15 protein-coding genes are annotated in these 14,122 nt (G+C 30.4%); 7 read left to right on the top strand and 8 right to left on the bottom strand.

The features are described 5' to 3' along the window. The first annotated feature begins 5 nt into the window (after positions 1-5). The 7 genes from BM072_RS06395 (at position 6) to BM072_RS06365 (ending at position 9,331) form a co-directional block, all read left to right on the top strand. On the top strand, positions 6-1,298 hold the full coding sequence (locus BM072_RS06395) for a glycosyltransferase (RefSeq protein WP_092907674.1): 1,293 nt from the start codon (positions 6-8) through the stop codon (positions 1,296-1,298). A gap of 212 nt (positions 1,299-1,510) precedes the next feature. Next, positions 1,511-1,780, top strand: a complete 270-nt coding sequence (locus BM072_RS06390) for a hypothetical protein (protein WP_092907672.1) — start codon at positions 1,511-1,513, stop codon at positions 1,778-1,780. A gap of 48 nt (positions 1,781-1,828) precedes the next feature. Continuing rightward, the gene (locus BM072_RS06385; RefSeq protein ID WP_177190269.1) at positions 1,829-2,356 is read left to right on the top strand and encodes a GLPGLI family protein; all 528 of its coding nucleotides are present in this window, start codon (positions 1,829-1,831) and stop codon (positions 2,354-2,356) included. A gap of 116 nt (positions 2,357-2,472) precedes the next feature. Beyond that, positions 2,473-3,261: a GLPGLI family protein gene (locus tag BM072_RS06380; RefSeq protein ID WP_092907668.1), complete on the top strand. Its 789-nt coding sequence runs from the start codon at positions 2,473-2,475 to the stop codon at positions 3,259-3,261. A 5-nt stretch (positions 3,262-3,266) separates the two neighbouring features. Further along, a complete protein-coding gene (locus BM072_RS06375; RefSeq protein WP_177190268.1) occupies positions 3,267-5,891 on the top strand; it encodes a carboxypeptidase regulatory-like domain-containing protein in 2,625 nt (874 codons plus the stop codon). A gap of 152 nt (positions 5,892-6,043) precedes the next feature. Then, positions 6,044-8,308: an NADP-dependent malic enzyme gene (locus BM072_RS06370; RefSeq protein WP_092907741.1), complete on the top strand. Its 2,265-nt coding sequence runs from the start codon at positions 6,044-6,046 to the stop codon at positions 8,306-8,308. Between the two features lie 93 nt (positions 8,309-8,401). After that, positions 8,402-9,331 (top strand): T9SS type A sorting domain-containing protein, encoded by a 930-nt coding sequence (locus tag BM072_RS06365; protein ID WP_092907664.1) that lies wholly within the window; start codon positions 8,402-8,404, stop codon positions 9,329-9,331. A gap of 48 nt (positions 9,332-9,379) precedes the next feature. Here BM072_RS06365 and rplQ read toward each other — a convergent pair whose 3' ends face one another. From rplQ to secY, 8 genes are all read right to left on the bottom strand, one after another. Next, positions 9,380-9,850: a 50S ribosomal protein L17 gene (gene rplQ, locus BM072_RS06360; RefSeq protein WP_092907662.1), complete on the bottom strand. Its 471-nt coding sequence runs from the start codon at positions 9,848-9,850 to the stop codon at positions 9,380-9,382. 12 nt (positions 9,851-9,862) lie between these two features. Continuing rightward, positions 9,863-10,855 carry a DNA-directed RNA polymerase subunit alpha gene (locus BM072_RS06355; protein ID WP_092907660.1) on the bottom strand — a complete coding sequence of 331 codons (993 nt, stop codon included), beginning with the start codon at positions 10,853-10,855 and terminating at the stop codon, positions 9,863-9,865. Positions 10,856-10,877: 22 nt separating this feature from the next. Next, positions 10,878-11,480 (bottom strand): 30S ribosomal protein S4, encoded by a 603-nt coding sequence (gene rpsD / locus BM072_RS06350; RefSeq protein ID WP_092907658.1) that lies wholly within the window; start codon positions 11,478-11,480, stop codon positions 10,878-10,880. Positions 11,481-11,525: 45 nt separating this feature from the next. Then, a complete protein-coding gene (rpsK, locus tag BM072_RS06345) occupies positions 11,526-11,915 on the bottom strand; it encodes a 30S ribosomal protein S11 (RefSeq protein WP_072928707.1) in 390 nt (129 codons plus the stop codon). 10 nt (positions 11,916-11,925) lie between these two features. After that, the gene (gene rpsM / locus BM072_RS06340) at positions 11,926-12,303 is read right to left on the bottom strand and encodes a 30S ribosomal protein S13 (RefSeq protein WP_092907656.1); all 378 of its coding nucleotides are present in this window, start codon (positions 12,301-12,303) and stop codon (positions 11,926-11,928) included. Between the two features lie 12 nt (positions 12,304-12,315). Continuing rightward, the gene (ykgO, locus tag BM072_RS06335) at positions 12,316-12,432 is read right to left on the bottom strand and encodes a type B 50S ribosomal protein L36 (RefSeq protein ID WP_013598490.1); all 117 of its coding nucleotides are present in this window, start codon (positions 12,430-12,432) and stop codon (positions 12,316-12,318) included. A gap of 76 nt (positions 12,433-12,508) precedes the next feature. Further along, complete coding sequence (infA, locus tag BM072_RS06330; RefSeq protein WP_019974180.1) at positions 12,509-12,724, bottom strand: translation initiation factor IF-1; 216 nt, start codon at positions 12,722-12,724, stop codon at positions 12,509-12,511. A gap of 20 nt (positions 12,725-12,744) precedes the next feature. Next, positions 12,745-14,115: a preprotein translocase subunit SecY gene (gene secY / locus BM072_RS06325; protein ID WP_092907654.1), complete on the bottom strand. Its 1,371-nt coding sequence runs from the start codon at positions 14,113-14,115 to the stop codon at positions 12,745-12,747. Positions 14,116-14,122: the final 7 nt, after the last annotated feature.

Below are 14,122 nucleotides of genomic sequence, written 5' to 3'. Positions count from 1 at the left end.
TTATAATGAAAAAAATATTAATCATCACCTATTACTGGCCTCCTGCGGGAGGTCCTGGTGTTCAAAGATGGTTGAAATTCACAAAATATCTTCCTGAATTTGGATACGAACCGCATGTTTATATTCCAGAAAATCCATCGTATCCAATTATTGACGAAACATTAGCCAAAGACATAAATCCGCAGGTTAAAATCGTTAAAAATAAAATTTGGGAACCTTATCAATTAGCCGAAAAATTAAATCCAAAAAATAAAGCTTACAAAGGCGGACATTTTGAAAAGAAGGAAAATCAATCTTTCATGTCAAAATTATCGGTTTTTGTACGTGGAAATTTCTTTATTCCAGATGCCCGAAAGTTTTGGATAAATCCTTCGGTTGAGTTTTTAAATGATTATATCCAGAAAGAACAGATTGATACAATTGTAACTTCTGGTCCGCCGCATAGCTTACATTTGATTGGTTTAAAGCTTAAAAAACAACATCAAAATATCAAATGGTTAGCTGATTTTCGTGATCCTTGGACACAAATTAGTTACCACAAAGAACTAAAATTAACATCTTGGGCAGCTAAAAAACACGAAGATTTAGAACGTGAAGTAATGCAAAATGCAGATGTTGTTTTGGCAACGAGTTACGCCGATGGTAAGAATTTCGAGAAAATTGGTGCAAAGCATGTTGAAGTTATTACGAATGGTTTTGAAGAAGTAAAACAACAAACTAAAAAAAGCAACGAATATTTTGAATTAACATATTCGGGCGGATTAGAAATGCTTCGAAATCCTGTTTCGCTTTGGCAAGCTTTGGCAGAAATCATCAACGAAAATTCATCGTTTAAAACCGATTTAAAACTTAATTTTTATGGTTCTTTGGCTGATGATGTTAAACAAACAATTGTTGAAATTGGCTTAAAAAATAATTTAGTTGTACATGGTTATGTTTCGCATCAAGAATCGTTAAACGCCATCAATTCTGCTAATATTTTACTTTTAACTAATTTTGATAATCAAGCTTCGAAAGGAATTATTCCTGGAAAATTGTTTGAATATATGGCTACCGGAAATCCTATTGTTGCAATTGGACCGACCGAGGCCGATGTAGAAAAAATACTACATAAAACCAAAGCTGGAGAATATTTTGGTCATCAAGATGTAAACAAAATAAAGTCATTTATTCTGTCAACTTATCAACAATGGTTGGCAAATCCAAATACAAAATTTGACACAAACGAAGGGGAAGTTCAACAGTTTAATCGTAAAAACTTAACAGCTAAATTGGCTAAAGTTGTGGATAAATTATAACATCATTTTATTCAAAAAATATATAATCGTTTTTAACTATTTTGGTTTTAAACGATTTTTTTATTTAAAATTTTTCTGTCAATCATTTAATTTTCTATTTTAATTTATTGTTTTTTTATTATATTTATTGTTAGTAGTTTATATCAAAATAGAGATAATAAATATATACAATCTTTTAAAAAATAAAATTAATTACACCTAAAATTAACTATATGAAGAATATACTATTTCTGACGCTAATTCTTATTACAACTAATGTTTTTTCTCAACCATCTATAAAAACAAATATTACTATTAATGCGCCAGATTATTCGCAAATAGATTATGAGTTATCAAGTTTTAATATTTATTACGATTATACAATAGTTAAAAATATAAAACAGCCTGAAAAAGTAAAAGCAGGAACAGCTATTTTACAAGTAGGTAAAAACTACAATAAATTTATAGATGTTTCTAGCTTAAAAAAAGATTCTATTAATTAAAAATTAAGTCATCAAGCTACCGTCAACACGAATGAGATTAATCTGCTTTTGGCAATAGATTTTAAAGCTGCTTTTAAATATCAGCTTATTCTAAACAAGTTAACTAACCAATTTTCTTATACAGATAATATAGAAGGAAAACATTTTGCTTACAATGAAATAACACCAAATTTTGATTGGAAGATGAAAAATGAATCAAAAGAAATTTTGGGTTATCAAACAAAAAAAGCAACTGTAGAATATGGAGGTAGAAATTGGACAGCTTGGTATGCAGAAGAAATTCCAATTCAATTTGGTCCGTATAAATTCAACGGTTTACCAGGTTTAATCTTAGAAATATATGATGAAAAAAATCATTATCATTTTACAGTAAAAGCAATTAATCAGGATCCGCAACAAATTTATTTAGCAAAAACTAACAAAGATGAAATTCTAGTTTCAAAAGCAGAATTTATGACGGCAGAAAAAAATTATTATGCAAATGCTGCTGTAAGACTGAGTGGTCAAGCAATAGATGCTAATGGAAAACCAATAATAGGAAAAGAAATGCCTTATAATCCGATAGAATTAAAATAAACTTTTTAATCCGAATTTTATTTCTAATTTAGATATATTGTTAATTTTAAACAATGTGTTAATACTATTTTTTTTTATGAGTATTAATATCTAATCCTCATTTTGAATACACAATTATGAAAAAAAATATTTTTATAACTCTATTATTTAGCTCAATATTTTGTTTAGCCCAATCCAAAATTAATAAGGAGCAAAGTATTCGTGTCTCTTATAATTTAGAATACTCGCCTGATTCTATACATTTAAATAAAAAAGAGTATGATTTATTTTATCTAACTATCTTAAAAGATAGATCTATATTCAATTCTGAAACAGAATATTTAAAAGATTCTATTTTAAATTCAAGAAATCCTAATAATTTATTTATTCTTAATAAATCATTATTCAAAAATACAATCGTCAAAAAAAATAATAAAATTATTAATTACATAAATTATAATGTATATCGTTTTATTCTTAACGAAAATTTAGATCTAAAATGGGATTTAACAAAAGAAACAAAAGATATATTGGGCTATAAATGTAAAAGTGCTAAAACAAAATTTAAAGGAAGAGATTATATTGCTTTTTATACTGATGAAATACCTATTTCTGAAGGTCCTTATAAATTTAATGGTTTACCTGGGTTAATATTAGAAATTTATGATTCTAATAGAAATTATGAATTCAAAGCGGTTACAATTACAAAATTAACTAACGATTTTGATTATAAAATATTCAATCAATCTAATTATAAAGAAGTTGATTATACAGAAATAAAAAAACTTGAAGCTAAAATAAAAGATAAGCCTTCAATTTTAATAATGAATGATAAAATTAAACTTTCTGAAGAAGCTTATGATAAATATGATCGATCTTACAAAGAAAAAAATAAGTATAGAAATACCCCAATAGAACTAGAATAAAGAATTTGAAATATAAATTAACTCTACTTTTCATTCTACTATCACACTTTATTTTTGCACAACTTACTATTTCTGGAGTTGTAAAAAATGAAGATGGTAAACCCATTTCTGGTGCTAATGTTACAATTTCGCCTAGTACTACAGACGAAACATTGGCTTATTTTATTACCAAAGCAGACGGAAAATATACCTTAAAAATAGATAGTCCATCGCACGAAACCTATGAAATTAAAGTTCGTGCGATGAATTATGCTTTTACATCAGACTTAGCAAATCAATCAGCTTCTAATTTTGATTTCACATTGCAAGAAAAAGCAATTGAGTTGAAAGAAGTAAAATTGAAAGAATCTCCAATTCGAAAAAAAGGTGATACAATTGCTTATGATGTTAGTAATTTTAAAGATATCAAAGACCGTTCTATTGCAGATGTTATCAAAAAAATGCCTGGAATAGAAATTGAAACTTCTGGTCGAATTTTATACCAAGGCGAACCAATCAACAAATATTATATTGAAGGCATGGATTTGCTTGGTGGAAAATATGTCTTGGCAAACGAAAATCTTTCGGCAGATGCTGTAGATAAAGTTCAGATTTTAGAAAACCACCAACCAATCAAAATTTTAGATAGTTTGGTCTATAGTCCTAAAGCTGCATTAAATATCAAACTAAAAAACAAAATTACTTACTCCGGAAAAGCTGAGCTTGGTTTTGGTGCTTCGCCAATGTTGTATCAAGCCAATATTACGCCAATGTTGTTTACTAAAAAGCAACAAATGACAGGTTCTTATCAAGGTAATAACAGAGGAAATGATATTAGTAGACAATTAAAAACATTGACTTTAGATGATTTATTAAACGAGTCTGAAAAATTTTCGAATGAAGGTTGGTTATCAATTTCTACACTTCAAACTCCAGATTTTAATAGCGAACGTTGGTTAGATAATAGTATAAATTTAGGAACTTGGAATCATCTTTTTAAAATAAAAAAAGAATTAGATTTACGTCTAAATTTATCTTATCTCAACGATTATCAAAAACGTTTTGGCGAAACAAATACGCAATATTTTTTACCAACTGGTGATATATTTCTCAACGAAAAAAAACAAAATTATCTGCAAACAGAAAATCTAAATATAAAAGCAACTTTGCTTAGAAATAGTGCTGTAAATTATTTGGAAAACATTGTAGAATTTAAAGGAGATTGGAATAATACTAAAGGTAATTTAATTCAAAATGATCAATTAATTCAACAAAATCTAACAAAACCAAACAAAGAATTTTCGAATCAATTTAACACAATTCGAAAAATTGGTCAGCAATTATTAACTTTTCGTTCTACGATTGCGTACAAAGAATATCACGAAAATTTAGCCATAACGCCAGGAGTTTTTTCAGATTTTATCAATCAAGGAAAACCATACAACGATGCTTTTCAAGAAATTAGTTTTAATAAATTTACAACCAATAATTTTATCGAATTTTCGAAAGGTTTAAAACAATTTACTTTACAATCAAAAGTTGGTGTCAAATATACCAATCACACGATGACAAGCGATTTGTTGGCGGATAATGAAACAATAAATTCGACTTTTAGAAACAATACACGTTGGTCTACTTTTAATCCATATCTCGAAAATAAATTTTCATATAAAAAAAATAGTCTAAATGCTACTTTTGGAATGCCTTTGCAATGGTATAATTTATCAAATCAATCATTCGAAATTAAAAAATCATACAGTCGTTTTTATATCGAACCAAAGTTTAATCTAACAATTGATTTTGCAAAGTTCTGGAAAGTTTCTACTTCACATAATTTTTCGAACGATTTAGGTAGTTTAACAAGTTTACATCAAGGTTTTATTTTGTATAAATACAATTCGATACAACAAAATGATGCAAATTTTAACGAAGTTAAAAAATGGAGTTCATCACTTCGATTTGAGTATAGAAACCCAATAAAATCTTTATTTATAAATTTTGGTTATTCGTATAATTGGAACGAAAATAACTTGTTGTACAATTATAAATACAATGCTGATGCAAGTACAATTCTTGAGGTTTTAGAAAATGAAAATCATAGAAAAACACATTCTTTAAACGCAAAAATCAGTCAATATTTCTCAAAAATAAAGACAACTTTTAATTTATCTGGAGGTTATAATTTTACTAAATATGATCAATTATTAAATAATAATTTGGCCGAAGTAAACAACAATATACTAACTTCTAAATTCGAAACTTCTTTTAGATTATTAAGTTGGACAACGTTAGAATACAATTATTTGATTACAAATTATCAAAACAAATTATCAGAAACAAAAGCGCGTACAATTACCAATCAAACTCATCAAATTGCGTTGCATTTTTTTCTTGCAGAAAAACATTATATCAAATTTAATGTAGATTTTTATTTGAATGAGGATAAAAAATTAAATCCGAATTCAACATTTGGCGATTTAATGTATCGTTATTCACTTTCTAAAAAGAAAATTGATTTTGAATTGAGTGCTTACAATTTATTTAACGAAAAATATTTTTCTCAAAACTCGTTTTCAGCAAACAACGAACAACGTTTTGTTTATCAACTTCGTCCAACACAAATTATGTTAACAACACGTTTTAATTTTTAGTGAAATTTATCAACTCGATAATTTTAGATAGGCTAAATCTTTAAGTTGATAAAAAAACTTCTCTAAAAATATCAAAATCTAACATTCATCATAAGTTGATTGATTATTTTTTACCTAAATTTAATCTTGGAAAAAATATAAATCACAAAACAATGAATGACAATCGCAAGAAAGATGCATTGAATTACCACTCAATGGGAAAACCAGGTAAAATTGAGGTAATTCCTACAAAACCTACGAATACGCAAAGAGATTTATCACTTGCTTATTCGCCAGGTGTTGCAGAGCCGTGTTTAGAAATTGAGAAGGATCCCGAAAATGCCTATAAATATACTGCGAAAGGTAATTTGGTTGCAGTAATTAGTAACGGTACCGCTGTTTTAGGATTAGGAGATATTGGTGCGCTGGCTTCTAAACCTGTGATGGAAGGTAAAGGTCTTTTATTTAAAATATTTGCTGACATTGATGTTTTTGATATCGAATTAGACACTAAAAATGTAGATGAGTTTATTAACATCGTAAAAGCTTTAGAGCCAACTTTTGGTGGAATTAATTTAGAAGATATAAAAGCACCCGAATGTTTCGAGATTGAAAAACGTCTAAAAGCAGAAATGAATATTCCTGTGATGCACGATGATCAACACGGAACAGCAATTATTTCTGGTGCAGCATTAATCAATGCTTGCGAATTACAAGAAAAAGATATTTCGACTGTTAAAATCGTAGTTAACGGTGCTGGTGCTGCGGCAATTTCTTGTACTGGAATGTATATTTCGGTTGGAGCGAAAAAAGAAAATATCGTGATGTTAGACAGTAAAGGTGTTATCCGTGCTGATCGTGACAATCTTGATCCTTCTAAAGCCGAATGGGCAACAGATCGTGATATTTCTACTTTGGCTGATGCTGTAAAAGACGCGGATGTTTTTATTGGTTTATCGGCAGCTGATGTTTTAACGGCAGAAATGCTAAAAACAATGGCGAAAGATCCTATCGTTTTAGCCATGGCAAATCCAAATCCAGAAATTGCATACGAATTGGCTGTTGGTACTCGCGAAGATATTATTATGGGAACTGGACGTTCTGATTATCCAAATCAGGTGAATAATGTTTTAGGTTTTCCTTATATTTTTAGAGGTGCTTTAGATGTACGTTCGACAACAATTAATGAGGAAATGAAAATTGCTGCGGTTCGTGCAATTGCAGAATTAGCAAAACAACCAGTTCCAGAAGTTGTGACGCAAGCGTATAATAATCATTCATTAAAATTTGGAAAAGATTACATCATTCCAAAACCAAATGATCCACGTTTATTACCAGAAGTTTCTGCGGCTGTTGCAAAAGCAGCGATAGAAACAGGTGTTGCTAAAAATATTATTACAGATTTCGAAGAATATAAAACATCATTAATTAAACGTATCGGAAAAGAAAGTACGATTATGCGTAATTTGACGCAAACGGCTAAATCTAATCCAAAACGTGTATTGTTTGCAGAAGGTGATCGTTTCGAAATTTTGAGAGCGGCGCAAATTGTAAAAGAAGAAAAAATTGGAATTCCAGTAATTTTAGGTAAAAAATCTAAAATTCAACAAATGATTAAAGATTATATGTTGGATTTAGAAGATGTAGAAATTGTTGATCCAAGTACCGAAGAAGATTCAGACCGTTACAACCAATTTGTAGAGTTCATCTATAATAAGAGAGCTCGCAAAGGTGTTTCGCTTTCTGATGCTAAAAAACTACTAAGAGATCGCAATTATTTTGGATCTTGTATGGTTGAGTTTGGTTATGCCGATACAATGATTTCGGGAATGACAAAAAACTATTCGCAAGCAATTCGTCCAGCATTAGAATTAATTGGTGCAGAAGAAGGAATGAAAGTTGCGAGTATGTATATGATGTTAACCGAAAAAGGACCTATTTTCTTAGGCGATACAACGGTTAATTTAAACCCAAGTGCAGACGATTTGGTTAACATTACGCTTCAGTTTAATGAGACCATCAAAAAGTTTAAAATAGAGCCTAAAATTGCTTTGTTATCATATTCTAACTTCGGATCGAATAAAGGAGAAACTGTTGAGAAAGTTCAACAAGCTGTAAAATACATTCACAAAAATCATCCAGAAATTATTGTTGATGGAGATATACAAGCGAATTTTGCTGTAAATAAGGAAAAGCTGAAAAGCAATTTCCCTTTCAGTAAATTAAGTGGATCGTATGCAAATACCCTTGTTTTCCCTAATTTAGAATCGGCGAATATTTCGTACAAATTATTACAAGAATTAGGAAATATAGAAGCGGTTGGACCAATTTTAATTGGAATGAAAAAACCAATTCATTTATTACAATTGGATAGTACTGTTCGCGAAATCGTAAACATGGTTACTATTGCTGTGATTGATGCGCAACAACATGATTAAAATAGTATCGTTATAAAATACTTCTCTAAAACTCTGATTTAAAAAGTCAGAGTTTTTTTTTGTTATATTGCTTATAATTATAAACATGATAATATGAAGAAAATTTATACACTTTTATTTATTGCAAGTATTACTACTACGCAAGCGCAACAAATATATTCCTTCGAGACTTCTGAAGGCTATGTACTAGGAAACTTAAACAAACAAAATGGTTGGGAAGTTAGTGAAGCTGGTGATGGAAAAATAATAAACAATCAAATTGTAACAAATGAGTTAGCAAGTGATGGTATGTACTCTTTTAAAAATGGTGATCAAACAGATTATGGTGATCAATGGTTTCCTATTATGGGAGCTTCTAAAGCTTTTGAAAAACCTGTCGATTATAAAAATTTTACCATAACATTTGATGCCTATGTAAATAAAAGAAACGGTGCTGATTTTGAGTTTACTTTATATACAATAAATACAGAAACTGACGAATTTTATCCTGTTGCTGGTTTCGGAATGGAAAATAGAGGTTATTTATATGTTGTAAAAGATATCAATTATGGATTTGATTATGCAGATGACGCAAAAGATTGGCCAATTAATAAATGGAATAATTTTAAAATTGAAGTTTCTGAAAATGATATTAAATATTATCTAAACTCAAAACTAGTTTATACTGGAAGTAATTTCACAAAAATGAATATTAATGGATTCACTATGCTGCATAATAATTATGGTGGTGATGCATATTATGATAATTTTAAAATTACTTCTGATAATCTTACTACAAATAATATTAATCAACAAGAACTAAAAATATACCCTAATCCTATAAAAGATTATTTAGGAATTGATGCAAACTTTCAGAATCAAATATCTTCTATAGAAATCATCAATACATTAGGACAAGTTATTTTAAAAGAAAATAACGTAACCAATAAAATTGAAACAAATAATCTACAAGCAGGTATTTATATTGTAAAAATTATATTGAAAGATGGAAAAACCATTAATCGAAAAATAATCAAGAAATAAAAAAAGCTCCCAAAATTGGGAGCTTTTTTATATATAATCATTATAAGATTATGCTTCTTCAGTACTTACAGTTTCTGTTGCATCAGCAGCATCTTCTGTTTTTACTTTTTTACCACGACGTGTAGTTGCTTTTTTCTCTACTTTCGCATTAGTATAGATATCATTGAAATCTACTAATTCGATCATTGCCATATCAGCACTATCTCCTAAACGGAAACCAGTTTTGATAATACGAGTGTATCCACCTGGGCGGTCAGCAATTTTAGGAGCTACTGTTCTGAATAATTCAGTGATAGCTTCTTTATCTTGTAAGTATGAAAATACAACGCGACGGTTGTTAGTATCGTCTACTTTAGACTTTGTCAATAAAGGCTCTACATATTTTTGTAATGCTTTAGCCTTTGCTACTGATGTATTGATTCTCTTGTGAGTAATCAATGCTATAGCTAAATTAGATAATAAAGCTCTTCTATGAGAGGCAGTTCTACCTAAATGGTTAAATTTTTTTCCGTGTCTCATTTTTTAATAAAATTATTCTACGTCTAACTTATATTTTACGATGTCCATACCAAAGTTTAAACCTTTGCTGTCCACCAATTCTTCTAATTCTGTAAGAGATTTCTTACCGAAGTTTCTGAATTTCATTAAGTCAGACTTAGCGAAAGAAACTAATTCGCCTAATGTTTCAACTTCTGCTGCTTTTAAACAATTTAATGCTCTTACTGATAAATCCATGTCAACCAATTTAGTTTTCAATAATTGGCGCATGTGTAAAGCTTCTTCGTCATAAGTTTCACCAGATGCTACTTCTTCTGCTTCAAGAGTAATTCTTTCATCAGAAAACAACATAAAGTGGTGAATTAAGATTTTAGCTGCTTCAGTTAATGCATCTTGTGGAGTTATAGACCCATCTGTCGTAATTTCAAAAACTAATTTTTCGTAATCAGTTTTTTGTTCTACACGATAGTTTTCAATTGCATATTTTACATTCTTTATAGGAGTGTAAATTGAATCAATTGCTATAGTACCAATTGGCGCAGAAGCCTTTTTATTCTCTTCAGCTGGTACGTATCCTCTACCTTTATCAATTGTAAATGTGATAGTCACATTAACTTTTGAGTCTAAGTTAGCGATTACTAATTCAGGGTTTAAAACTTGGAATCCAGAAATAAATTTCCCTAAATCACCTGCTGTTAATTGATCTTGCCCTGAGATAGTAGCAGTTACAGTTTCAGCATCTGATTCATCAATTTGTTTCTTAAAACGAACCTTTTTCAGATTTAAAATGATCTCTGTAACATCTTCCACTACTCCTGGAATAGTTGAAAATTCGTGCTCAACACCTTCAATCTTGATCGAAGTGATTGCGTATCCTTCTAAAGAAGAAAGTAATACTCTACGTAGAGCATTTCCAACTGTAATCCCGTATCCTGGCTCTAAAGGACGAAATTCAAATTGTCCAAATTTAGAATCAGATTCTACTAAGATTACTTTGTCAGGTTTGATGAAATTTAAAATAGTCATTTTATTAGTCTGATTTTAAGGTTTATTTAGAATATAACTCGACGATTAATTGCTCTTTAATATCTTCTGGGATTTGAACTCTTTCTGGAGCTTTTGTAAATGTACCAGATAATTGCTCATCGTTCCAAACTAACCAATCGTATTCTCTACGAGCGTGTAATGAACTTGTAATAGGAGTCAAAGATTTAGACTTTGCTCTTACTCCAACAACATCACCAGCTTTTAATTGGTATGAAGGAATGTTAACTAATTCTCCATTAACAGTGATGTGTTTGTGAGAAACTAATTGACGAGCACCGCTACGAGAATTAGCAATACCTAATCTGTAAACTACGTTGTCTAAACGAGATTCACATAATTGTAATAATACTTCACCTGTAATTCCTTTAGATGCATTTGCTTTCTTGTATAAGTTTGCAAATTGTTTCTCTAAGATACCGTAAGTATATTTCGCTTTTTGTTTTTCAGATAACTGAATAGCGTATTCTGATTTTTTAGCTCTTCTTTTGTTAGGTCCGTGTTGCCCTGGAGGATATTTCTTTTTTTCAAAAGATTTATCATCTCCGAAAATTGGTTGTCCAAATTTTCTTGCAATTTTTGTTTTTGGTCCTGTATATCTTGCCATGATTTATTACTATTAAATATTAAATAATTAAATTGAGAAAAAGAATTATACTCTTCTCTTTTTAGGAGGACGACATCCGTTATGTGGAAGTGGAGTTACATCAACAATTTCTGAAACTTCAATACCCCCATTATGAATAGTTCTAATAGCAGATTCACGACCTTGACCTGGTCCTTTAACGAATACTTTTACTCTTCTTAAGCCAGCTTCGTATGCAACTGTAGCTGCATCTTGAGCGGCAACTTGAGCAGCGTAAGGCGTGTTCTTTTTAGAACCACGGAATCCCATTTTACCTGCAGAAGACCAAGAGATAACTTCACCATTTTTGTTTGTTAAAGTAACGATAACATTGTTAAATGATGCTTGAATATGAGCTTGTCCAGTAGCTTCAACAACTACTTTTCTTTTCTTTACTACTTTCTGATTTTTTGCCATGATCTACTTATTATTTAGTGGCTTTTTTCTTGTTAGCAACTGTTTTCTTTTTACCTTTTCTAGTACGTGAGTTATTTTTTGTTCTTTGACCACGTAATGGTAAACCTAATCTGTGACGAATACCTCTTTGACATCCGATATCCATTAAACGTTTGATGTTTAATTGGATTTCCGATCTTAATTCACCTTCTACTTTGAAAGTTTCATTGATCGATGCACGGATTGCGTTGATTTCTTCATCAGTCCATTCGCTAACTTTCTTATCCTCTGAGATATTATTCTCAGCTAAGATTTTAGAAGCACTGCTTCTACCGATCCCGTAAATGTATGTAAGTCCGATTACACCTCTTTTGTTTTTAGGTAAATCTACACCTGAAATTCTTGCCATAATTCTAAATAATTAACCTTGTCTTTGTTTAAACTTAGGATTCTTTTTGTTGATCACATACAAGCGTCCTTTACGACGCACAATTTTACAGTCAGCACTTCTCTTTTTAATGGATGCTCTAATTTTCATCTTTGTAAATTTATTTATAATCCGATAGAGTTAACGCCAAAAACGTTAACTCTACCACCAGTCGTTAATTTATCTTTTAGTATCTATAAGATATTCTACCTTTCGTTAAATCGTAAGGAGACATCTCAATCTTCACTCTATCACCTGGTAATAATTTGATGTAATGCATACGCATTTTACCAGATATGTTACATGTTACAACATGTCCATTTTCTAATTCGACACGGAACATTGCATTAGATAATGCTTCTGTAATCGTACCGTCTTGTTCAATATGTTTTTGTTTAGCCATAAATCTTTTAAAAAATCTTATTAGATATCTCTTGAAGTTCTACCTGAAGACATTAAACCATCATAACGGTGATTTAATAAATACGTATTAATTTGTTGTACAGTATCTAAGATAACGCCCACCATAATTAACATTGATGTACCTCCAAAGAACATAGCCAAGCTTTGTTCTACACCTAATAATTTTACAATTGCTGGCAAAACAGCAAGCAAAGTTAGTAAAATTGCTCCAGGTAACGTAATTTTTGATAAAATTTCGTCTAAATAATTTGCAGTTTCTTTTCCAGGGCGGATTCCAGGTATGATTCCTCCGTTTCTTTTTAAGTCTTCAGCCATTTGATTTACAGGGATTGTGATCGCTGTATAGAAATAGGTAAAGATAATAATTAGTAAACCAAAGATCAAATTGTATTCCCACGTAAATGGATCTGCCATTTTTGCGAAGAATTGTTTTACTGGACTTGCTTCGTCTAGAAAATAATTTGCTAATGTTCCTGGTAAAAACATAATCGCTTGTGCGAAGATAATAGGCATTACACCTGCTGCATTTACTTTTAGAGGAATATAAGATCGTACAGAATCTGTTACTGATCTCATATAAGAACTACTAGAAGTTTGTGCTCTTCTTACATATTGTACCGGTACTTTACGAACCGCTGCAACAATCATAATACACATTGCAATAACTAGGATTAAACCTAACATTTCTATCAAGAAGAAAATTCCATTTGAAGGGTCAACTTCAAATGCGTTAAATATTGCTTTTGGTAAGTCGGCTAAGATACCAACCATAATAAGGATTGATATTCCGTTACCGATACCTTTGTCAGTAATTTTTTCTCCCATCCACATGGCAAAGATTGTTCCTGTAATCAAAATGATTACTGATGGAAACCAGAACCAGAAGCTTGCTGGGGGAATTACATAAATAGCATACGATGAAGTTGGGTCATAAGGTAAAATCTGAGAGGTTACTAATGTAAGGTAGGCTGGTGCTTGCACCAAACATATCCCAATTGTTAACCATCTTGTGATTTGATTTACTTTATTTCGTCCACTTTCTCCTTCTTTTTGTAGTTTTTGGATGTAAGGTACTGCTAATCCCATCAATTGTACAACAATTGAAGCAGAGATATAAGGCATGATTCCTAACGCAAATACGGAAGCTCTTTTGAAAGAACCTCCGGTAAAAGAGTTTAATAATCCTAAAATTCCTGAGTTTGCATTTTCTTGGTCTGCAATAAAACGATTAACTTCGTTAATATCGACACCTGGAAGTGGTATATGAGAACCGAATCTATAAACCAATAACAAAAGGATAGTTACAAGTAACTTATCCTTTAGTTCTTTTATGCTCCAGATATTTTTTATGGTCTGTATAAACCCTTTCATCTATAAA

The sequence above is a fragment of the Algoriella xinjiangensis genome (assembly GCF_900115015.1).
Classification (GTDB): Bacteria; Bacteroidota; Bacteroidia; order Flavobacteriales; family Weeksellaceae; genus Empedobacter; species Empedobacter xinjiangensis.
This window is presented reverse-complemented; position numbering and strand designations above follow the sequence as displayed.

Excerpts from the sequence above, each read along its gene's own strand:
- BM072_RS06395 (WP_092907674.1), top strand. The coding sequence starts at position 6 with ATGAAAAAAATATTAATCATCACCTATTACTGGCCTCCTGCGGGAGGT.
- secY (WP_092907654.1), bottom strand. The coding sequence starts at position 14,115 with ATGAAAGGGTTTATACAGACCATAAAAAATATCTGGAGCATAAAAGAA.
- BM072_RS06365 (WP_092907664.1), top strand. The coding sequence starts at position 8,402 with ATGAAGAAAATTTATACACTTTTATTTATTGCAAGTATTACTACTACG.
- rplQ (WP_092907662.1), bottom strand. The coding sequence starts at position 9,850 with ATGAGACACGGAAAAAAATTTAACCATTTAGGTAGAACTGCCTCTCAT.
- rpsM (WP_092907656.1), bottom strand. The coding sequence starts at position 12,303 with ATGGCAAGAATTTCAGGTGTAGATTTACCTAAAAACAAAAGAGGTGTA.
- BM072_RS06380 (WP_092907668.1), top strand. The coding sequence starts at position 2,473 with ATGAAAAAAAATATTTTTATAACTCTATTATTTAGCTCAATATTTTGT.
- BM072_RS06370 (WP_092907741.1), top strand. The coding sequence starts at position 6,044 with ATGAATGACAATCGCAAGAAAGATGCATTGAATTACCACTCAATGGGA.
- BM072_RS06355 (WP_092907660.1), bottom strand. The coding sequence starts at position 10,855 with ATGACTATTTTAAATTTCATCAAACCTGACAAAGTAATCTTAGTAGAA.
- ykgO (WP_013598490.1), bottom strand. The coding sequence starts at position 12,432 with ATGAAAATTAGAGCATCCATTAAAAAGAGAAGTGCTGACTGTAAAATT.
- BM072_RS06390 (WP_092907672.1), top strand. The coding sequence starts at position 1,511 with ATGAAGAATATACTATTTCTGACGCTAATTCTTATTACAACTAATGTT.
- rpsD (WP_092907658.1), bottom strand. The coding sequence starts at position 11,480 with ATGGCAAGATATACAGGACCAAAAACAAAAATTGCAAGAAAATTTGGA.
- infA (WP_019974180.1), bottom strand. The coding sequence starts at position 12,724 with ATGGCTAAACAAAAACATATTGAACAAGACGGTACGATTACAGAAGCA.
- rpsK (WP_072928707.1), bottom strand. The coding sequence starts at position 11,915 with ATGGCAAAAAATCAGAAAGTAGTAAAGAAAAGAAAAGTAGTTGTTGAA.